The organism is Klebsiella sp. 141162 (assembly GCF_050600755.1).
In the GTDB taxonomy this organism is placed as follows: Bacteria; Pseudomonadota; Gammaproteobacteria; order Enterobacterales; family Enterobacteriaceae; genus Klebsiella; species Klebsiella aerogenes.
Genome location: NZ_JAQIRI010000005.1, coordinates 1 through 20551 on the forward strand (window position 1 = coordinate 1; position 20551 = coordinate 20551).

Annotated in this window: 19 protein-coding genes; 12 read left to right on the forward strand and 7 right to left on the reverse strand. The window is 55.9% G+C overall.

Features of this window, described 5'->3' with window-relative positions:
- Window positions 1–253: 253 nt before the first annotated feature.
- The 3 genes from PGR23_RS15130 to PGR23_RS15140 all read right to left on the reverse strand — a co-directional run bounded on the left by PGR23_RS15130 (window position 254) and on the right by PGR23_RS15140 (window position 5031).
- Window positions 254–712, reverse strand: a complete 459-nt coding sequence (locus PGR23_RS15130; RefSeq protein WP_063414385.1) for a (2Fe-2S)-binding protein — start codon at window positions 710–712, stop codon at window positions 254–256.
- A 43-nt stretch (window positions 713–755) separates the two neighbouring features.
- On the reverse strand, window positions 756–3971 hold the full coding sequence (locus PGR23_RS15135) for a molybdopterin cofactor-binding domain-containing protein (RefSeq protein WP_063414383.1): 3216 nt from the start codon (window positions 3969–3971) through the stop codon (window positions 756–758).
- Window positions 3972–4260: 289 nt separating this feature from the next.
- Window positions 4261–5031 carry a DeoR/GlpR family DNA-binding transcription regulator gene (locus PGR23_RS15140; protein WP_045397662.1) on the reverse strand — a complete coding sequence of 257 codons (771 nt, stop codon included), beginning with the start codon at window positions 5029–5031 and terminating at the stop codon, window positions 4261–4263.
- 92 nt (window positions 5032–5123) lie between these two features.
- On the opposite strand from PGR23_RS15140, the gene PGR23_RS15145 reads away from it, so the two are divergent.
- The 7 genes from PGR23_RS15145 to PGR23_RS15175 all read left to right on the forward strand — a co-directional run bounded on the left by PGR23_RS15145 (window position 5124) and on the right by PGR23_RS15175 (window position 11991).
- On the forward strand, window positions 5124–5507 hold the full coding sequence (locus tag PGR23_RS15145; RefSeq protein WP_315710202.1) for a VOC family protein: 384 nt from the start codon (window positions 5124–5126) through the stop codon (window positions 5505–5507).
- Between the two features lie 29 nt (window positions 5508–5536).
- Window positions 5537–6187, forward strand: a complete 651-nt coding sequence (locus tag PGR23_RS15150; protein WP_045397692.1) for a CatA-like O-acetyltransferase, family 1 — start codon at window positions 5537–5539, stop codon at window positions 6185–6187.
- Between the two features lie 183 nt (window positions 6188–6370).
- Window positions 6371–8074: an ABC transporter substrate-binding protein gene (locus PGR23_RS15155; RefSeq protein ID WP_308958422.1), complete on the forward strand. Its 1704-nt coding sequence runs from the start codon at window positions 6371–6373 to the stop codon at window positions 8072–8074.
- Between the two features lie 44 nt (window positions 8075–8118).
- Complete coding sequence (locus tag PGR23_RS15160; RefSeq protein WP_015705201.1) at window positions 8119–9075, forward strand: ABC transporter permease; 957 nt, start codon at window positions 8119–8121, stop codon at window positions 9073–9075.
- Window positions 9076–9077: 2 nt separating this feature from the next.
- Window positions 9078–10025: an oligopeptide ABC transporter permease gene (gene opp4C, locus PGR23_RS15165; protein ID WP_045397668.1), complete on the forward strand. Its 948-nt coding sequence runs from the start codon at window positions 9078–9080 to the stop codon at window positions 10023–10025.
- Window positions 10022–11002, forward strand: a complete 981-nt coding sequence (locus PGR23_RS15170; protein WP_047046519.1) for an ABC transporter ATP-binding protein — start codon at window positions 10022–10024, stop codon at window positions 11000–11002. Before opp4C ends, PGR23_RS15170 begins: the two co-directional genes overlap by 4 nt.
- The gene (locus PGR23_RS15175; protein ID WP_047050611.1) at window positions 10999–11991 is read left to right on the forward strand and encodes an ABC transporter ATP-binding protein; all 993 of its coding nucleotides are present in this window, start codon (window positions 10999–11001) and stop codon (window positions 11989–11991) included. Before PGR23_RS15170 ends, PGR23_RS15175 begins: the two co-directional genes overlap by 4 nt.
- Window positions 11992–12008: 17 nt before the next feature.
- On the opposite strand, the gene PGR23_RS15180 is transcribed toward PGR23_RS15175, so the two are convergent.
- Window positions 12009–12239 carry a tautomerase family protein gene (locus PGR23_RS15180; RefSeq protein ID WP_045397673.1) on the reverse strand — a complete coding sequence of 77 codons (231 nt, stop codon included), beginning with the start codon at window positions 12237–12239 and terminating at the stop codon, window positions 12009–12011.
- Between the two features lie 60 nt (window positions 12240–12299).
- Here PGR23_RS15180 and PGR23_RS15185 point away from each other — a divergent pair, with 60 nt between their 5' ends.
- Window positions 12300–12758: a winged helix-turn-helix transcriptional regulator gene (locus PGR23_RS15185; protein WP_315710194.1), complete on the forward strand. Its 459-nt coding sequence runs from the start codon at window positions 12300–12302 to the stop codon at window positions 12756–12758.
- A gap of 68 nt (window positions 12759–12826) precedes the next feature.
- Here PGR23_RS15185 and PGR23_RS15190 read toward each other — a convergent pair whose 3' ends face one another.
- Window positions 12827–15226 carry a membrane-bound PQQ-dependent dehydrogenase, glucose/quinate/shikimate family gene (locus tag PGR23_RS15190; protein WP_315710192.1) on the reverse strand — a complete coding sequence of 800 codons (2400 nt, stop codon included), beginning with the start codon at window positions 15224–15226 and terminating at the stop codon, window positions 12827–12829.
- Between the two features lie 320 nt (window positions 15227–15546).
- The gene (locus PGR23_RS15195) at window positions 15547–16461 is read right to left on the reverse strand and encodes a DUF535 family protein (protein WP_045397678.1); all 915 of its coding nucleotides are present in this window, start codon (window positions 16459–16461) and stop codon (window positions 15547–15549) included.
- 313 nt (window positions 16462–16774) lie between these two features.
- Here PGR23_RS15195 and PGR23_RS15200 point away from each other — a divergent pair, with 313 nt between their 5' ends.
- Complete coding sequence (locus tag PGR23_RS15200; RefSeq protein ID WP_015705194.1) at window positions 16775–16915, forward strand: hypothetical protein; 141 nt, start codon at window positions 16775–16777, stop codon at window positions 16913–16915.
- A 45-nt stretch (window positions 16916–16960) separates the two neighbouring features.
- Here the strand turns inward: PGR23_RS15200 and PGR23_RS15205 are convergent, their stop codons facing one another.
- Entirely contained in the window at window positions 16961–17851 is an 891-nt protein-coding gene (locus tag PGR23_RS15205; protein WP_020079025.1) for a LysR family transcriptional regulator, read from the reverse strand.
- 140 nt (window positions 17852–17991) lie between these two features.
- Here PGR23_RS15205 and PGR23_RS15210 point away from each other — a divergent pair, with 140 nt between their 5' ends.
- The 3 genes from PGR23_RS15210 to PGR23_RS15220 are packed head-to-tail and all read left to right on the forward strand — an operon-like array spanning window position 17992 to window position 20549.
- Entirely contained in the window at window positions 17992–18699 is a 708-nt protein-coding gene (locus tag PGR23_RS15210; RefSeq protein WP_047046533.1) for a CoA transferase subunit A, read from the forward strand.
- Window positions 18700–18701: 2 nt separating this feature from the next.
- Window positions 18702–19358 carry a CoA transferase subunit B gene (locus PGR23_RS15215; RefSeq protein WP_047046538.1) on the forward strand — a complete coding sequence of 219 codons (657 nt, stop codon included), beginning with the start codon at window positions 18702–18704 and terminating at the stop codon, window positions 19356–19358.
- A gap of 9 nt (window positions 19359–19367) precedes the next feature.
- Window positions 19368–20549, forward strand: coding sequence for an acetyl-CoA C-acetyltransferase (locus PGR23_RS15220; protein WP_047078443.1), 1182 nt, complete (start codon window positions 19368–19370; stop codon window positions 20547–20549).
- Window positions 20550–20551 lie beyond the last annotated feature (2 nt).

Here is a 20551-nt window from a genome sequence, read left to right on the forward strand (position 1 = left end):
CTATCTGGGAATCCTCCCCGGTGGCGCTTACGCTTACCGGGGCTACCAACCGACTACCGAACCGTAGCCCGGATAAGGCGCTATGCGCCGCTATCCGGGAATCCTCCCCGGTGGCGCTTACGCTTACCGGGGATACCGACGACTACCGAACCGTAACCCGGATAAGGCGCCATGCGCCGCTATCCGGGAATTCTCCCCCGGTGGCGCCTTATCCGGCCACCAAATCGCACAAAACAGCAGCCCCGGTACAAGATCACGATTTAATCGCGTGTTGAATGGAGTCAATAATCGGCTGATAGCCGGTACAGCGGCACATATTGCCTTCTAATACATCCTTTATTTGCGCTTCGTCCGGGTGCGGCTCTTTGGTTAACAACTCGGTGGCGCTGACCAATACTCCCGGCGTACAGAACCCGCACTGCACGCCGCCCTTCTCAATAAACGCATCCTGTAATTTTTGCGTAATCGGATTATCGTTTAACCCTTCCAGGGTCTCGATCTCCGCTTCATCACACTGTTCGGCCAGTACCAGACAAGAACAAACGGCGCTACCGTCCATCAGCACCGTGCAGGCGCCGCATTCGCCAATCGAACATCCCTCTTTGGTGGCGGTAAGATGCAATGTATCCCGCACCAGATCCAATAGGCGCATATTGCCTTCTACTTTTGCTTCCACCAGCTTGCCGTTTACCTTCACTTTAATTGTGCTCATAGCTTTATCCTGTACAGGGCGCTCTGGCGCCCTGATTGAATCATTAAATCCCTGAGGCCCGTTGCGCCTCGGCCATCATGTCGCGGAACATATTGACGAACACCGGCTGCTTATATGCCGCCGACCAGCGCTTGCCGATGGCCGCATAGATAAGCTTATCCAGCACTTCGCAGGCGCTATCGATGGTGTCGTTGTTCAGTGGTTTCCCCAGCAGACAGCGCTCAATATCGAGCAGCCGCTGCGGCTTACTGAACAGCGCGCCGTCCACCAGCCGGCAGTAGCTCACCGTGCCATCATCAGCAAAGTCCAGTAACGCGCTCAGGCTCTGACGGGTGATGTTGAGGGCGTTGCGCCGCCCTAACTGGTGATAAAACCCTTTCGCCTGCGGGCGCGCCGGCGGCGGCAGTATCACTTTGGTCAGCAGTTCATCCGGCTGGCGCTGGGTCTTGTAGCCAGACAGCAAGAACTCGGCCAGACCGAGGGTGCGTGCGCCATTTAGCGAGCGCAGTTCGATGCGCGCGTCATAGAGGATGGCAGGCGGAATGGAATCGCCGCAGGGCGCGGCGTTGACGATATTGCCGCCGATGGTGGCGCGGTTGCGGATCTGGTGCGAACCGACGGTATGACAGGCCTGCACCAGCAGCGGGTAACGTTCGCGCAACAGCGGATGATCGGTAATACGGTTAAAGGTCATCGCTCCGCCAATGATGACCTCATGGCTGACCGGATCTTCGCTCACCTGCGTCAACTCCGGCAGACGGGAAATATCAACCAGCCGCATCGCGCGGGTTTGCAGACGCCCCTGCACAATTACATCGGTACCGCCGGCGATAGCCGTCACGCCCTCTTGCGCCAGCAGGGCTAACGCCTCCTGCAGGCTTTTCGCGCGAGTCACTTCCACGTCAGTGAGACGCAGCACCTGCTTCTTGTTTTCCGCCTCCAGCATCATTTCGCTTTGGCGAACCGGCTTTTTCAGGTTGTAGCCGAGGATCACCTGTTCAAGGGTCAGCGGTAATTTATTAAACCGCGTCTCGAGGGCGAAACTTACCGCGTTGTTGATAGCCGCCGCCGCGAGTTCAGTGGCCGGCTCGCCGATCCCCTTCGCCCCCAGAGGCCCGGCGATATCCGGGTTTTCTACGCCGATAATCGTCATCGGCGGAATATCTTTCATCGTCGGTAGCAGGTAGCTGTCGAAGTTTTCCGATTTGACCCGGCCGTTTTCAATGTTGAAGTCTTCCAGCAGCGCATAGCCGAAACCCTGCGCCACCCCACCGTAAACCTGGCCTTCAAAACCCACCGGGTTGAGTACCCGACCCACGTCATGGGCGGCGGTAACATGCAGCAAATCGGTTTTACCGGTGCTGGTATTCACCCGTACCTCCGCCACCTGGCAGCCGTAGACCCAGGTAAAGTACGGGCTGCCGCAGCCTTTTTCTTCATCCCAATGAATGGGCGGCGGCACAAACCAGCCGTACTCGGTCAGGCTGACGCTGGCCCATTTGGTCTTATTAACCGCGGTTTTGAAGTCAATACGCCGTTCACTGTCCTGGGCGTTGATGATAAAGCCGTCCTGCCACAGGGTTTCTTCCAACTCGCGGGTGCCGATGCTGTCGCCGACGACGCTAAGAATACGGCGTTTTATCTTGTCGGCGGCGTCAAGAATCGCCCCGCCGCCGACCATTGTCCCGCGGGTCGCCGCCGTCGATCCGCCGTCGCCGATAACCGAGGTCGGCGGCTCCATAAAATGCAGTTCAGAAAGAGGAATACCAAAGGCTTCCGCGGCGATTAGCGACATCGCGGTTTGCAGACCCTGACCGTTTTCCGATACCGATGTCGCCAGATTGACGCTACCGTCTTCATTGACCTGGATAAGCGCCGTCGAAGTATCAACCCCTTCCGCGCCAATGGAACAGCCGCGATAGCTCAGCGCCAGGCCAATACCATATCGATAAACGCCGCCTTTTTGGTTCAATTCACGATAGTGCTGGCGTTTTGCCGCAAATTCCGAGGCATTCACCGCCTTACTCAGGACTTCAGTCGCCGAGACGGTGTGTTTATCAAACCGCTGCCCGGTGACCGAGGTATCTCCCTGACGCAGCGCATTCACTTCACGCACCGCCACCGGCGAGAGATTGAGCACTTCGGCAATTTCATCCATAAAGGATTCGTTGGCGTAAACCACCTGTGGTGAACCGAAACCACGCATCGCCGAGGTATAGCTGTTGTTGGTATAGACGGCTTTGACGTCGATATGGACGTTATCAATATTGTACGGCCCCGCCGCCTGCACCGAAGAACGCCAGGTGACGAACGGGGAAGACGCCGCATAACCGCCGCTATCGGCAAGAATATCGATTTTGATCGACAGAATACGCCCGTTGTCGTCCACCCCGGCGCGATACTTCATTTTATAAGGGTGGCGCTTACAGCTTTCGATAATGGACTGCTCGCGGGTGTAGGTAAATTTAACCGGACGACCGGTAAGCCGCGTCATCAATGCGGAACGGCAGGCCAGATGATCGATGATGTCGTCTTTCCCGCCGAACGAGCCGCCCATCACCGCGCGTTTGACGTTAATCTGGCTTTGCGGACAGCCCATAAACTTAGCCACGAAGCTGCGTACGCGGTGCGGGTTCTGAATGGAGCCGGAGATAATCAGGCTACCATCGGTAGGATCAAGCCAGGTCAGTACGACTTCCGGTTCGATGTAGGCGTGTTCCTGGAAGCCCACTTCATATTCACGTTCAATCACGTGACTGGCTTCGGCAAAGCCTTTGGCGATGTCGCCCTTAACGGTGTGGTGATGGGCGGCGATATTATCGCTGCGCTCCGGGTGAATTCGCCGGGCGTCCGCCGCCAGCGCGGCTTCTACGTCCGTTAGCGGCTCATAAGGCGTATAGCGCACATGTATTTTATCCGCCGCTTCGCAGGCGGCTTCATAACTGGTTGCCGCCACCACGGCGACGACATCGCCGTGGAAGACCACCTCGTCTTTGACGATAGGCAGATAATCTTTGACGATGATCCCCACGACCGGTGTACCGGGGATATCCTGCCAGGTGGCGATTTTTACCACGCCTGCAACATTCAGCGCCTCGCTAAGATCTATCGCCTCAATTTTCCCGGCGGGTATATCCGCAAAGCGGCAAACGCCATACAGCATGCCCGGTAAGGTAATATCGTCGCCATAAACGGCCGTTCCTTTGACTTTCGCCAGTCCATCCACGCGCCGTAGCGGCGCTGAAGGTGAAGCACACATAACAGTCCCCTCAATGATTATCCGTTGCGGGCAATCCCGGGTTCGCTAAACGTCGCGCTATCCATAACCCATGGGAAAAGCCACTTCACCGATAACAAATCCAAGATTTGTGCCAGAAATCAATGAGGTGCTGCGTAAGCTTCGTTTTTGTGAGTCGCCGCGCAAAATACGGCTAAAGTGCGGAGAAAATAGCGCTACTAAGGCCGCGGCCCGCAGGGCAGAAACATTTCGCCGCCATTTTTATCAAAGTGATAGCCCGGTTTTCTCAAATTAATAATTTGCCCCTGTACTAGACGGTATAGATACGGATCTCGTGTTCACGGAAAGCATCCCGGTATTTACGGCTAATGTTTTCCTCCACCACCAGCACGTCAATGGCGCTGCTTTCAGCTACCACAAAACGCGCGACGGCGGGGATTTTATCTGAGGTTAAGCCAACGATAATCTCACTGCACTGTTTGATAACCGCTTTCTTAAATTCACAATCGGCGTGATCAAAGCCGGTTAAACCTGACTCCGGAGCCATCGCGCAGCCGCCAATAAACCCCTGGTCAAAGAGGATCCCCTGCACCTGGGCCACCGCCGATGCGCCGACACAACCGCCAGCCGCGCGTTGCACCAGACCTCCGAGCATCACAACCTCGTAAAGCGGTTTTTTAAGCAGAACCGCCGCGATTTCCGGAGAATTGGTGACCACGGTTAAGGCCAGCTCGCCCGGTAGCGCTTCCGCCATTGCCAGATTGGTGGTGCCGGTATCAATAAAAATACAGCCGCCCGGTTTCACTAGCTGTGCGCACTTCTGTGCGATCCTGCTCTTTGTTGCCCTGTTTTTCTCTTTACGTTCGCTGTACTCCATGGATTCCGGCAGGGTCATCACCGCGCCGCCGTAGACTTTCTTACAATATCCTTCTTTGCTCAACTCATGAAGATCGCGGCGAATAGTGTGTTCAGAGACCTGTAAGCGCTGAGCCAAATCGGCGCAGACGACCCTACCGTCCTCCTGCAGGATCTGACAAATCAGCGCTTGTCGTTGCTGAGGGAAAGCAGCATAATCGAGCACAATAACTCCTTTAAATAAACATAACGAGCAGCAAAGAGCATAATCATTCACTCATGCGCATGCTGTCAACCCGAACCCTTACGAGGTAAATCATGAAAGTCGCCCACATCGCCCTCTGGACCCGCCATCTTGAGCAACAAGCACGCTTTTGGGTGGAGTTTTTTGCCGGTGAAATCAACGAAAAGTACCACAGTAAGACCAATCCTGGTTTTGAATCCTACTTTGTAAAAATTGGCTCTGACGTGGCAATTGAGTTAATGGCCAAACCCGGCTTACAGGACTCGCCCCGCGATAACAACCATACGGGGTGGGCGCATCTGGCGATCGCCGTCGGCGGCGCGGAACAGGTTAATGCGTTAGCCAAACGCGCTGAAATGGCGGGAATTTTAGTCTCTGCCCCGCGCACCACCGGTGATGGCTATTATGAGGCGGTTATCAAAGACCCGGATGGTAACCTGGTGGAAATCGTCGCATAGTAAGGGAAACCCACATGAAGGAGTCAACCGTGGCACATTATCGCGTCATTGATAAAGCGAGCTGGCCTCGCCTGGATCATTTTACGTTCTACCGTACCTTTGCCAATCCCAGCTTCAATCTGTGCGTACCGGTCGAAGCGCAACAGTTGTATACCTGCGCGAAGGACCACGGCGTCTCCTTCTTTCAACTGGCATTATTCGGCCTGTTGCGCGCGGCCAACGCCGTACCGCAGCTAAGACAGCGCCTGCGCAACGACGATATCATCGAATATGACGCCATCTCGGTGATGACGCCGATCATGACGACCAGCGAAGGTTTTCGGCAGGTATGGTGCGATAACGCCGCTGATTTCCCCGCGTTTAGCGCCGCCGCAACGCCGCGCATTGAGGCCGCAAGAAGCACCAATCCCTCACCGCTTATTGTGGAAGAAGAAAATTTCTTTTGCGCCAGTTGCCTGCCGTGGCTGCACTTCAGCGCCATGACCCATGCGGAATACTACGTTGGCGCGGCGGTGCCCGCCCTGACGTGGGGGAAACTGAAAAATGGCATCATTCCGGTTGCCGGCCGATTTAATCACGCTTTTGTGGATGGCCTGCACGCCAGCCGTTTTTATGCCGAAGTTGAATATTATTTCGCCAATCCGCAGGCTCTGTGGCTGCCGGTTGAGGCCCGCGATTAGCTGCCGCGGCATAAAGAACAATCCACTATGACTTCCCCGAAAACCGGCATTATATTGCCGGTTTTTTGCTAATGCGAAATGGCTATAAACCATAGCGTTTCGTTGTTAGACAGTATTCAGCGCGCCTCTTATCTTCGTCATGAATTGTAAATAACAACGCAATCATTTGATGAGGTAGCACTTTTGTCCAGATTACGGCAAGGATTAAAAACCAGACAAACGCGCTTCGCGCTGGCGCTGAAAGTGGCGCTACTCGGTAGCATGGTGGCATTTTCTTCTGTCGCCAACGCCGACGATATCCTTAAAGAAGGGATCACTCCCGCAACCGATGCCAGCCAGATCCCGGCAAGCGCCAAACTGCGTAAAGACACGGTGGTGGCCGGCATTTCTGAACCGCAGGGGATCTTTAACCCTTACTTCTTCGTCAACGGTTGGGATGAGAACGTCACCAACGTTATTTTCTCGCGCCTGATTGACTGGGACAGTCAGGGTAAGCTGGTGCCGGGGCTGGCTGAGAGCTGGACGGTGAGCGCGGATAACAAAGTCTATACCATCAAATTACGCCCTAACCTGACCTTCAGCGACGGATCGCCACTCACCGCGGAGGATGTCGCCTTTACGCTGACCGTTCTGCTCGACCCGAAATATGACGGCGACACCGATATTACTCTGGCCAATATCGCCGGCGGCGCAGAATATAAAGCCGGCAAAGCCGATAGCGTGAGTGGCCTGAAAGTTATCGATCCGCTGACCCTGCAGGTTACCACCACTCAGCCGGGCGCGACGACGCTGGCGAAAATCGGCGGTCCGGTATTATCGAAAGCCTGGTACGGCAAAGGGTATCAACGCGGAAATCTGGATTATCTGCGTTCTCTGCACGGAAAACCGCTGGGTAACGGCCCGTATGTCTACGATAAATATATTCCCGGTCAGGAGATTCGCTTCCACGCCAACACGCATTTTTACCGCGGTACGCCGCCAACGCCACGCTTTATCTATCGCGTGACCAATCCGTCCACCAATTTCCAGTTATTCCAGACTGGCGAAACCGACTACGACGCCTTCACCTCGCGTCCGGATGATATTGAGCAGCTTAAGATGCTCGGTTTTGCCAATATCAACCTCTACGGTTCCAGCGACTACAGCCAGGTGGAGTTCAACGTCCATCGCCCGGCGCTGCAGGATAAAAAAGTGCGTCAGGCGCTGATTTACGGGCTTGACCGCCAGAAGTTAATCGACGTGGTGTATCAGGGATACGGCAAGGTAGCCATTGAACCGATCGCGCCTATTTCCTGGGCTTTCAACGCGCAGGGCGTCAACCCCTATCATTACGATCCGGCGCAGGCGAAAAAACTGCTCGATGAAGCGGGCTGGCTGCCTGGCGCCGATGGCATCCGCGTGAAAGACGGTAAACGGCTGGAGCTGACCCTGCTGGCGAGCAAAAAAGTCATTAACGACGCGCTGATTCCGATTGCCAAAGAGAACTGGCGGCAGATCGGCGTGCTGCTGAAACCGCAGGTGGTTGATTTCAACGCGCTGATGGCGCAGCGCAAAGCAGGTAATTACGATCTGGCGTCGTTTAGCACCAGCACCCTCAACGATCCGCATGACGGCGTGTGGGACTTCTACAGCAGCGAAGCCAAAGAGTCGGGCTACCACAATGCTGAAGTCGATAAGCTTATCAATGCGGGTAACGCGGTGCTGGATGTCGAACAACGCAAGCCTATTTATCACCAGCTGTACCAGGTGCTGGCCGAGGATCCGCCGGTTATCTTGCTTGGATACCGGGAGATTCTTTCCGCCAGCAGCGCCCGCGTGACCGGCTTTAAGCCGGATATCTATAACGGCCTCACCGGCAGTTTGCCGGACGTGAAAATCGTGAAGTAAATCCCCCAGCCGCCGGCCTCCCCGGCGGCTGATGTGAGAATGTTATGAAAAATTTCATCCTGAGGCGCTTATTGCAAACGCTGCCGATGCTGCTGCTGGCCTCCTTTATCATTTTTATGCTCTTTGCCAAAACCCCCGGCGACTTTATCGATGGCAATATCACCTTGACGGCCGCCCGCGCCGCCGAACTGAAGGCGATATACGGCCTCGACCAGCCACTTTTCACCCGCTACCTTCACTGGCTGGGGCAACTGCTGCGCGGGGATTTAGGCTTCTCGCTGCAATACCAAATTCCGGTCAGCCAGTTACTGAACCAGTACATCTGGAACTCCTTCCTGCTGGCGAGCGTGGCGCTGGTTTTCTACTGGGGTATCGGCCTGACGGTTGGCGTGGTCTCCGCGCTCAGACCTAATTCCTGGTTTGATCATCTGGTGAGTATCGCGGTGTTCGCCGCGATGTCCTTTCCCACCTTTTTCCTCTGCCTGCTGCTAATTAAGTGGTTTGCCGTCGACCTTCACTGGCTGCCGGTAGGCGGGATGACCAATACCGGCAGCGACGATAGCGGCTGGCAGTATGTGCTGCAGGTCGCCGCCCATCTGGTACTGCCGGTACTGGCGCTGGTGATGCTGCAGGCCGGTAGCCTGACGCGCTATTTTCGCGCCAGCATGCTCGACGTGGTGAAGATGGATTTCATTCGTACCGCCCGTGCTAAAGGGCTGCGAGAACGCACGGTTATCATGAAACACGCGCTGCGCAATGCGCTACTGCCGGTCATCACCCTGCTTGGCTTTGAACTGCCGGGATTGTTCTCTGGCGCCATCATTACCGAAAAAGTATTTAACTGGCCGGGGGCCGGACACATTCATATCGATTCGCTGGCCGCTCGCGACTATCCGGTATTGATGGGGTTTACCCTGTTTCTGGCGGTGCTGACGATCATCGGTAATTTACTGGCCGATGTGCTCTACGCGTGGGCCGATCCGCGCATTCGAGTGAGGTAATGATGATAACTTCCCTGTTTGGCCACCGTCGCCGCCTGCGCCAGGCGACAATCCCCGCGCTCGCGCAAATAACTCCCTCTCCATGGCATCAGGCGTGGCGCCAACTGCGCCGCAACCGAATGGCGATGCTGTGTTTAATCCTGCTTGCGGTGATGGCCCTGTGGTGCGCGCTCGGGCCGATGTGGTCGCCGTGGAAAGATGACGCCACCGATGCGCTGATGATCAACAAACCACCCGGCGCCGAACACTGGTTAGGTACCGATTTTCTTGGCCGCGATATCTATACGCGTTTACTGCTGGCCGGGCGCATTTCACTGATAATCGGCCTGTTGACTATGCTGCTATCGGTAACGCTGGGCTACCTGCTGGGAGCGCTGTCGGGCTATGTCGGCGGGCTCACCGATAAACTGATCATGCGGCTAGCCGATCTGGTGATGACGATACCCGGCCTGCCATTATTAATCGTCGCCGGCGCGATGCTCTCCGAGCTCGACTTTTCGCCGGATTCCCGCATCTGGATGGTCGTAATTATGCTCAGCCTGCTGGAGTGGCCGAAGCTGGCGCGGCTGGTGCGCGGGCAGTGCCTGTCGCTACGCGAGCGCGATTTTATGCTGGCGACGCAGGTACTGGGACTCTCGGCGCGTCGCCGGCTGTTCGGTCACCTGCTGCCCAATACCATCCCGATTCTGGTGGTGATGGCGACAATGGCGGTCGCTAACGCCATTCTGAGCGAATCGGCGCTGAGCTATCTCGGCCTCGGCGTGGTACCGCCGACACCATCGTGGGGCAACATGATGGATGCTGCTAACAGCCTGATTGATTTTCAGCGGCGACCGTGGCTATGGATGCCTCCCGGGATTGCCATCTTTATTACTGTGATTGCTATTAATGTGCTGGGCGACGGCCTGCGCGACGCAATGGACCCGAAAATGAAACAGAGGCTGAAATGAGCACGCCATTAATTTCTTTTAAGCAACTTTCTGTCTCTTTCGCTGCTGAAGGTAGCCGGGTGCGCGCGGTACAGGAGGTCTCTTTTTCGATTCAGGCCGGGCAAACGGTAGGTATCGTCGGTGAGTCCGGCTGCGGCAAAAGCGTGACCGCCATGTCGTTAATGGGCCTGCTGCCTCCACAGGCCGCTCGCATTGACGGCGGCGAGATCCATTTCGAAGGACGCGATCTGCTCAAGCTGAAAGCCCGTCACATGGCCGACCTGCGCGGCAACCAGTTGGCGATGATCTTCCAGGAGCCGATGTCGGCGCTCAACCCGGTACTGACCATAGGCGAACAGCTCTGCGAGCCGCTAATACGTCATCGCGGTGACTCGCCGCAAGCCGCCTGGCAGCGCGCAATACAACTGTTAAACGAGGTGGGACTGGCGCGCAGCGAAAGCCTGATGGCGAACTATCCACACCAGCTTTCCGGCGGCATGCTACAGCGGGTAATGATCGCCATGGCGCTGAGCTGCCGGCCAAAATTATTAATAGCGGATGAACCGACAACCGCGCTGGATGTCACCGTACAGGCGCAGATCCTGCGACTGCTGCGCGACCGCGCGCGCGAAAACCAGATGGCTCTGCTGCTGATCACCCACGATCTGGGAGTGATCGCACAGATGGCCGAACGGGTAGTGGTGATGTATGCCGGGCGGATCGTCGAACAGGGAACCACCGCCGAGGTACTTCGCCAGCCGCAGCATCCCTATACCCGCGGTCTTATCGCCTCTCGCCCGGTGCCGGGCGCACGCCGCCGGCGGCTTTACTCCATTCCCGGCCAGGTACCGGACCTCGCGCAACTGCCTGCGGGCTGCGCGTTTGCCGATCGCTGCCAACAGGCAACCGCGCGCTGCCGCCAGGATACACCGCCACTTTTGGGGCCCTCTCACCAGGCGGCCTGTTTTTATAGTGAATTCACGGAGTCGGTGGCATGAATCAGCCCTATGTAATTGAAGTTAATGGCTTGAAAAAGTATTTTCCGCTGCGCGACGGCCTGTTCGGCCAGCAGACCGGGGAACTGCGCGCGGTCGATGACGTCAGTTTTAATATCCGTCCGGGAACGATTTTCGGCCTCGTCGGAGAATCCGGTAGCGGTAAAACCACCGTTGGCCGCACCTTGCTTGGATTGTATGAAAAAACCGCCGGCAGCATTAAATTCCGCGGTCAGGAGTTATCCGAACTGTCAGCGGCAGCAATGCAGGCTTTACGGCCAAAAATTCAGCTGGTATTTCAGGACCCCTATAGTTCACTGAATCCACGCATCCGCATCGGCGAGGCGATTGGCGAGGCGATGCTGCAGCATAAACTGTGCACGCGCGCTGAACTCTATGAGAAAGTCATTGCGGTGATGAAGATATGCGGGCTGGCGCCTCAGCATTACCACCGTTTTCCGCATGAATTTTCCGGTGGTCAGCGGCAGCGCATCGGCATCGCGCGTGCGCTGATTCTTAATCCGGACTTTATCGTCGCCGATGAACCCATTTCCGCACTCGATGTGTCGATTCAGGCGCAGATTATCAATCTGTTTGCCGACCTGCGCGACGAACGTGGCGTCACTTTTTTATTCATCTCACATGACCTCGGAGTAGTGGAGCATCTGTGCGACGACGTGGCGGTGATGTACCTCGGTCAACTGGTGGAAACGGCCAGCCGCGATGCGCTGTTTAGCCGCCCTCTTCATCCCTATACCCAGGCGCTGCTGGCCGCAGTGCCCACGCTGGATCCTGATAGCGAGCCGCTGGCGGTCGTTCAGGGGGAAATTCCCGACCCTTCCCGACCGCCTGCTGGCTGCCGCTTTTCATCTCGCTGCCCGCAGGCAAACGAACGTTGCCGTCGCGAACCGCCGCGTCTACGCGAAATCGCGCCGGGGCACCAGGTCGCCTGTCATGAAATTGAGGCTGAATCGCGCGTGGTTATCGCATAACAATAACGGCAATTAGATCATCGTTTAGCGGCAAATTTTGCCGCTATCATCTCCGCTGTCGGCTGTATTCCTCCGAGGCTCCACTGTTCCGGCTCGTGTTCATCAATACGGATCCAGACGGACTGACGGAATTGCGGATCGCCCCGGCCTTCAATTTCCACCATGAGGTCAGTCATGCGACGCAGCAGTTCATTCTTCTGCTCGGCGGTCATGATCCCTTTAATCGTTTGCACATTAACAAAAGGCACAGTATTCTCCTGATTAACTGAGTCTATATTTCAAACTCAGGTTAGGAGATAACCTAAATCATGTCAAAAGATAATTCATCCCCTTACCTGCCCGCAGAACTTTGCGGCCTGGCGGAAAGCGCTAAAATTGTTGGCGATCAATGGATTTTATTGATTTTAAGAGAGGCGTTTTACGGCGTGACGCGTTTCGAAACGATTCGCGCTCATACCGGAATGAGCAAACAGACGTTAACTCAGCGTTTAAAATTGATGGTTGATATGGGGCTACTACGTAAATTTCCCTATCGCGAAGCGGGGGCGCGTGAGCGTTATGAATATACGCTGACCGAAAAGAGCCGCAGCCTGGCGCCGGTCCTTTTTGCCCTGATGGAATGGGGACATCAGCAACTCTTGCATACGTCGCCGCATATCCAGTTAGTAGATAAAATCAGCGGTGCGCCGGTGTCTCTGGCCTACGTCAATGCCGCAGGGCAGCGTATTGCGCTAAGCGATGTTCAGATAGTAAAAGTCCAGGATTGACCCCTGCAACGCGCGGGCTGTCAGCCAGTAACAGGTCCCGTTTCCGGGACCTGTTTCGTGTAAGGAGGTTAGTCCTCCAGCGTGTAAGCGATGATATCGTCACCGACGTCCGGCGAGTGGCTGGCGCCGCCGGCGGAAATCAGCACGTACTCTTTGCCGGTTTTCGGCGATTTGTAGACCAGCGGCGCCGCTACCGCGCCAACCGGCAAGCGAGCGCGCCACAGCTCTTTACCGCTGGCGGAATCCAGCGCCCGCAGATAGTTATCCTGGGTACCGGCGAAGAACACCAGGCCCGAGGCGGTGGAGGTTGGGCCGCCCAGCGTCGGCATCCCCAGCGGGATATGCAGATGGGTTTTCATCCCCAGCGGCCCGGTATCTTCTACCGAGCCCATCGGCACCTGCCACAAGAGCTGACGGCTGTTCAGGTCAATAGCGCTCATGGTACCAAACGGCGGGGTATTACAGGGCACGCCCAGCGCGGACTGCAGGATGTCGATACGCACGCCGCCGTAAGGCCCGGCAACTTGCGGGCGAACGGTGCCCATAAAGCCAGGGACTTCGTCGGTGGAGACTTTGTATTTCGCCATCTCTTCTTTGCGCACCAGCGACATCCGCAACGGCATACGCATATCGTTGACGAACAGCGTGCCGGTACGTTCATCGATGGTGATGCCGCCCCAGTTCATGCCGCCGAGCAGGCTTGGCCACTCGATATACGGTTTCTCTGACGGCGGCGTATACATGCCAAGGTAGGTCGACTCTTTAAAATCGATACGGCACATTAGTTGGTCGAACGGCGTCACGCCCCACATTGATTTTTCGCTCAGCGGCTCGACGCCTAACTGCGGCATGCCGGTAGAGAACGGCTGGGTGGCAGACAGATGTTCGCCCTCCGCTCCCTGATGAGCGACCGGCAGTTCTTCGACGCGGGTCACCGGTTTGCCGGTGCGGCGGTCGAGCACGTGAATCTGTCCGGTTTTGGTGGTCTGGATCAGAACCGGGACGTCCTCGCCCTGCTCGTTTTTCATGTGGAACAGTACCGGCTGCGATGGCAGGTCGTAATCCCAGATATCGTGGTGAACGGTCTGGAAAACCCATTTTGTTTTACCGGTACTGGCATCCACCGCCACCACCGCGGAGCCATATTTCTCTTTCGCTTCATTACGATCGCCGCCCCAGTAGTCCGGCGGCCCGTTACCGGTCGGCAGATAAACCAGATTCAGCTCTTTATCAAAGCCGGGAATGGTCCACACGTTCGGCGTTTCGAGCGTATAAACGCGGCCTTTTTCCGGGTCGGTGATATTTTCCGGCTTGCCGACATCCCAGGCCCAGACGACTTTACCATCGCGTACGTCAAAAGCGCGTACGACCCCGGATGGCTCGCCGTGTACGATATCGCGTACCCAGCCGCCCAGCACCGCAATATGCCCCATGATCACCGGCGTTGAAGTCGGATGGTAGCGTTTGCTGTTTTCGGTGTCGCCCATGCCCTGCTTCAGATCCACGCTGCCGTGGTCGCCGAAGTCATCGCACAGTTCGCCGGTTTTTGCATTCAGCGCCAGCAGGCGCGCATCCACGGTCGATACCATGATCCGCTGCGGACACTGTTGCAGCGCCGGGCTCGCTTTTTCTTCCGCGCTGAGCGTATCGTCGCTCTGCACATCATAGTAACCCACGCCGCGGCAGGTCACATGTTCCGCCGTCTGCGCGTGCGGGTCAAAGCGCCAGCGCGCCTTGCCGGTATCGGCATCAATGGCGGTCACCACGTTAAGCGGCGTACAGGAATACAGCGTATCGCCAATTTGCAGCGGCGTATTTTCGTCAACGCCAATGGCAGGGCCGGTCAGGCGGCGGCCTGTGTGGTAGGTCCAGGCAACTTTCAGCTTATGAACGTTTTCCGGGGTAATATCTGTATACGGCGCAAAACGGGTGCCGGAGGCATCGCGGCCGAAGAACTCCCAGTTATCGCTTTTTGCCGCCTGCGTCGCGCTGTTGCCATTCGCCGCTTTCACGACGCCATTATGGATGCCGCCGTGCGGGTAGAACGCCGAAACCAGCGTCGCCAGCAGCGCAATAAAGATAACCGTCGCGCTCCAGTTCGCCAGACGCACGCGAGCCACCGGCATCGCCGCCGCCAGCCACAGGGCCAGCATCAGCATCAGCGCAGGAACCACCAGACGAGGGATCAAGCCCCAGTAGCTGAGCTGCACTTCATACAGCGCCCAGGCCAGCGTTAACAGAAAGGTAAGAACAGCAAGAGGAAGCGCGTATTGACTACGAGTGAAGTAACCGACGGCGATGATGAGATAAGCGAGACCGGCTAACAGATACCAGGCGCTGCCGCCGAGCGAGAGCAGCTTGCCCCCCCAGATAGTTAAGAAAATCCCAATGCCAAAACTCAGTAACACAAAAAGCAATCGGTATATGGTGAAGAAGATCCTTCGACCATGACCTTTTTGTTCGTCCATATTTCATCCCATTCGACATATGTCGATATAACCAAAGCATTTATTTTAAAGCGCCGATCGATAAGCGATGCCGTACAGCGCAGTTAACCTGTTGGTTGGACGCCCCAAACCAGGGCGAAGAACGTAAGAAAGTATATTGACATGTAAATTTTATGTAAAATTTAACCGCATAAAATGTTTAAAATTTTTTAATTTATAAACTGGATTTGATAGATGAGCAGGTTGTAAAGGAGAGTGGTGTTAGACGGGGCCGCAAGGAAGAAGATGGCATCAATCATGGCTTGCCGACCCGCCGCCCCCGGCGAATCGGCAATCCAGTATTATGGTTGGTTGGTGTTGTTACCTACGCTAATCTGCCGTAATGCTGCGATCAGATCCAACTGCGCCTGCTCTTTTAAACTCTCACGTTTAATGAACTGGCTGCGATGTTTACTTTTCACCTCTTCAAGACTTTTTTTAATCTCTTGTGGAGGTAATTTGTACCAACCGCGCCGCTGCTTCTCGCCGCCGATTTCTAACCACAACTCTGAGTAACTGGCTTTCACCTTGTCGCTCTTCACATGGTAGTCGCTGTCGATGGCGTAGATCTCACGGATATTAAAGTGGCGCAATAACCCGTACAGCAAGGTGATAATCAGGTTTTTTGGCCGCGTGCCGTAGAGCTCTTTGGTCAACGCCTTCACTTCATCGTTGCTAATGTCTTTACCGCCCTGAATACCGCCAATCCACGCGCTTCCTTGATCCGTGCAGGAAAAACAGACGCTATATACGCGTTTATTTTCAAAGAACATCTGCAGCATCAGTTCCCCCTCTTCCTGGAACGGCGAGGCCAGAAGTTTCACTTCCAGGCTGGTTCCATTCTTCAACGGGATGGTAATCATCGAGCAACCGAACGACGATACATTATACAACTGCGGTAATATTTCCGCCTGAAAGCTTTTTTCAATAAAATTCAAAGCGCCATGGGCAATATTCAGTTTAGCTCTTTTCGACATTCGCTTATTTAAATATGCCTTAAAAGGCTTATCTTCAAAATGTACCAGCCCCGGCGTCGCACTGGTCAATTTTGCACATGTGTATGTCTGGCAAAGCCGTTGATATTCCTTGTACTTACCTCCTGTTAAAGGTATTTCGCGACATTTTCGCAATACCTTTTTATATTTAAGTTTTACGTGACAAATGACTTTATTATTTCTCCGCCATTCTTTGATGGCAGATGCTGTTATCGATACCATTGATCAAGGTCCATAGACTCATCCATAATCGCGGCCATATTACCATATCTGAAACGGGTCAATCGTTATTTACTGGTTCGTTGTCATTTCATTTAAGAAACAATCCGAAAATTATCATTTTATGCTTTCATATAATAAATGAATAATGTCAACTATGAATAATAGCGGTTATTGACTAATACCCCCCACTCCGCTACCAAAAACAAGCTGACGATTAACGCTCTGTGCGATAGCTTCGGGCGCGGGGTGCAACCTTCCATTGTTTTGACCTATACTCTGCCGACAGTCAAAAAAGTAGCAAAGTGGGTAACTCATGGAAATTGATCTCGACAACCTGGTGTTTAGCGGCCTGGAAGAAGCGGAAGAACGTAACGCTGAACGCCTGGACGAAGCGGACAAAAAAGCGCAGGCGATTGTTGCCGATGATGATTGCGGCGATGCCTGCAAAATCTGATGATTAAACCGGCTTACCAGGCCGGTTTTTTTATCTGTGAACGACCTAAGCGGGCAAAAAACCCTTCAGCGTTTCCAGCAGCGCCTGCGCCGCTTTCGACAACTGCATATGTCCGGCGTGAATAACGCCAATACACTTTTCAATCGGCGGATCGCTTAACGGCAGACAAACCGCTCCCAGCGACTGCATCTGCGACTGGCATAACGCGGGCACCGCGCTGCCGCCCAGACCGCTGGCGACCATCCGCCCGACGGTGACCAACTGATGACTTTCCAGCGCCACGTCCAACTGGCTGCCGCTGCGCGCCAGCTCTTCTTCCAGCATCAAACGCACCGCCGACGGTCGCTGCAGGGTAATGAAATCCAGCGTCAGCAGTTCACGCCAGCTTAACTGCTTTTTACTCGCTAAAGGCGACGTTTTCGGTACGATCGCCACAAAGCGATCCACCGCCAGCGGCGTAAACAACAAATTGTTGCCGGGCGATGGCTCAAACGCGATCCCCATCTCCACCCGGCCTTCGCGCACCATCTCAATCACCTGCTCATTAATCACGTCATGCACCGTCACGTTGACTCCCGCATAGCGGTCGCGAAAGGCTTTAAGCACTTCCGGTAGCACGTTAGCGGCAAACGACGGCATCGCGGCGACGGAGATCTTTCCCCGCTGCAGGGTGAAACTTTGCCGCATCGCCTCTTCGGCATTGTCCCAGTCCGCCAGCAGCTGGCGGGCCATCGGCAGAAAGGTCTCTCCCTCCTGGGTTAAGGTCACTTTGCGGGTGCTGCGCTGCAGCAACGCGCCGCCAAGCGCCTCTTCCAGCCCCTTGATGGTCAAACTCAGCGCCGGCTGCGACAGGTTCAGGCGCTCGCTGGCGTGAGCGAAATTGAGAGTGTGAGCTACCGCTAGAAACGCGCGTAACTGTTTGACACTCATTCTCATTTTTCCACCTGTTAACTAATTGAAAGAATTTAGTTAACGATAAATTAATAAAAAATCCAAATGAGTGGGTCACAAATTCAAAATTATCAAATCAGTCGGCGCCCTTAATGATAGAGCCATCGCAAGGCAGGAGAAAAATGATGGCAGGACTGGATAAGCGCGTCGCCAGCTATGAAGCGGCGCTGGACGGATTAACCGATGGCATGACGTTACTGGCCGGCGGCTTCGGCCTGTGCGGCATTCCGGAAAACTTAATTGCCGAGGTCAAACGCCGCCAGGTACAGGGCCTGACGGTAGTTTCTAATAACTGCGGCGTCGATGGCTTTGGTCTCGGCATGCTGCTGGAAACGCGCCAGGTGCGCAAAGTCGTGGCTTCCTACGTGGGCGAAAACGCCCTCTTCGAACAGCTGGTACTAAGCGGCGAACTCGCCGTGGAGCTGACGCCGCAAGGGACGCTTGCCGAGAAAATTCGCGCCGGCGGCGCCGGGATCCCCGGATTCTATACCGCGACCGGTTACGGCACGCCGGTGGCGCAAGGCAAAGAAGTGCGTCAGTTCGACGGTAAAAATTACATTCTCGAAGAGGCTATTCGCGGCGATTTCGCCCTTGTTAAGGGCTGGAAAGCCGACTGGTACGGTAACGTGGTCTACCGCCATACCGCGCAGAATTTTAACCCGTTGATGGCCACCGCCGGGCGGATCACGGTAGTGGAAGTCGAAGAAATCGTCGCGCCAGGCGAACTCCCTCCTTCCGCCATCCACACGCCCGGTATTTATGTCGACCGGCTGATCGTCGGGCAATTCGAAAAACGTATTGAACAGCGCACGCTGCGCGCCGGAGGGAACTGAACATGTTAACTCGCGAACAAATGGCGATGCGCGTCGCCCAGGAACTGCGCGACGGCGATTATGTCAATCTCGGTATCGGCATTCCCACGCTGGTCGCTAACTATATTCCCGCCGGTATTGAAGTGATGCTGCAGTCGGAAAACGGCCTGTTGGGGATGGGCGAATTTCCCGATGAGTCAACGATTGATGCCGACATGATTAACGCCGGCAAGCAGACCGTTACCGCACAAACCGGGGCGGCTATCTTTGACTCCGCCCAGTCCTTCGCCATGATCCGCGGCGGCCACGTCGATCTCACGGTTCTGGGCGCTTTTGAGGTCGATGTCGCGGGCAATATCGCCTCGTGGATGATCCCCGGGAAAATGGTGAAAGGCATGGGCGGCGCCATGGATCTGGTGGCCGGCGCGCAAAACATCATCGTGGTGATGACGCACGCTTCGAAAAACGGCGAATCCAAACTGCTGGCGCAGTGCACCCTGCCGCTCACCGGCGCGGGCTGTATTCGCCGGGTACTGACCGATCTCGCGCTGCTGGAAATTAGCGACGGCGCCTTTGTTCTGCGCGAATACGCTCCCGGCGTCAGCATTGACGAAATTGCCCGTAAAACGGCTGGACGGTTGGTCATTGCCGATGACGTCCGCGAAATGCGCTTCAACTAAGGAGGCAATATGAAAGAAGTCGCTATCGTCTGCGCGCTACGTACGCCAATCGGCAGTTTTCGCGGCGCCTTATCTTCCCTTTCCGCCGTCGAGCTTGGCGCCGCCGTAGTGCGTGGTCTGCTTGAACGCACACAGCTACCGGCCAGCGCCGTTGACGAACTGATTTTTGGTCAGGTATTAACCGCCGGCTGTGGACAGAATCCGGCGCGACAAACCGCGCTGCGCGCCGGGCTACCGGTTGAAACCCCGGCCGTTACCGTCAATCTGGTTTGCGGTTCCGGGCTGAAAGCCGTGCAACAGGCAGTACAGGCCATTCGCAGCGGCGAGGCGGAGATCGTTATCGCCGGCGGCCAGGAGAGCATGAGCAATGCCCCGTATCTGGTTCAGGGCGCGCGCGATGGCCTGCGCTTCGGCCATGCCAGCATGCAGGACAGCATGATTCAGGACGGATTATGGGATGCGTTTAACGACTATCACATGGGCATCACCGCCGAGAACCTTGCCGACGCCTTTGACATCTCCCGCCCCCAGCAGGATGCCTTCGCCGCCCTTTCGCAGCGCAAAGCCGCCGCCGCGATAGCCGCCGGGCGCTTTCAAGCTGAGATAGTGCCGCTGAGCGTCCCTCAGGGTAAAAAAGCGCCGCGCAGGGTGGACGCAGACGAACAGCCGCGCCCGGAAACCAGCGAACAACAGCTGGCGCAGTTGCGCCCGGCCTTCCGCACAGAAGATGGCAGCGTTACCGCGGGCAATGCCTCTTCACTCAACGATGGCGCGGCGGCAGTCTTATTGATGAGCGTCGATAAAGCGCGGCAGCTTGGCTTGCCGGTGCTGGCGCGAATAGTCAGCTCTGCGGTGGCCGGCGTCGATCCGTCCGTAATGGGTATCGGTCCGGTAAGCGCTTGCCGGAAGGCGCTGCAGCGCGCCGGCTGGGCGCTGGATGAGGTGGATCTCATCGAAGCCAACGAGGCCTTTGCCGTACAGGCGCTGGCAGTCGGTAAATTGCTGGAGTGGGACAACCAGAAGGTCAACGTCAATGGCGGCGCTATCGCGCTCGGCCACCCGATTGGCGCCTCAGGATGTCGCATTCTGGTTAGTCTGCTGCACGAAATGCAGCGCCGCGATGTCGGCAAAGGCCTGGCGACGCTTTGCGTCGGCGGCGGTCAGGGTATCGCGATGACCATCGAACGTTAACA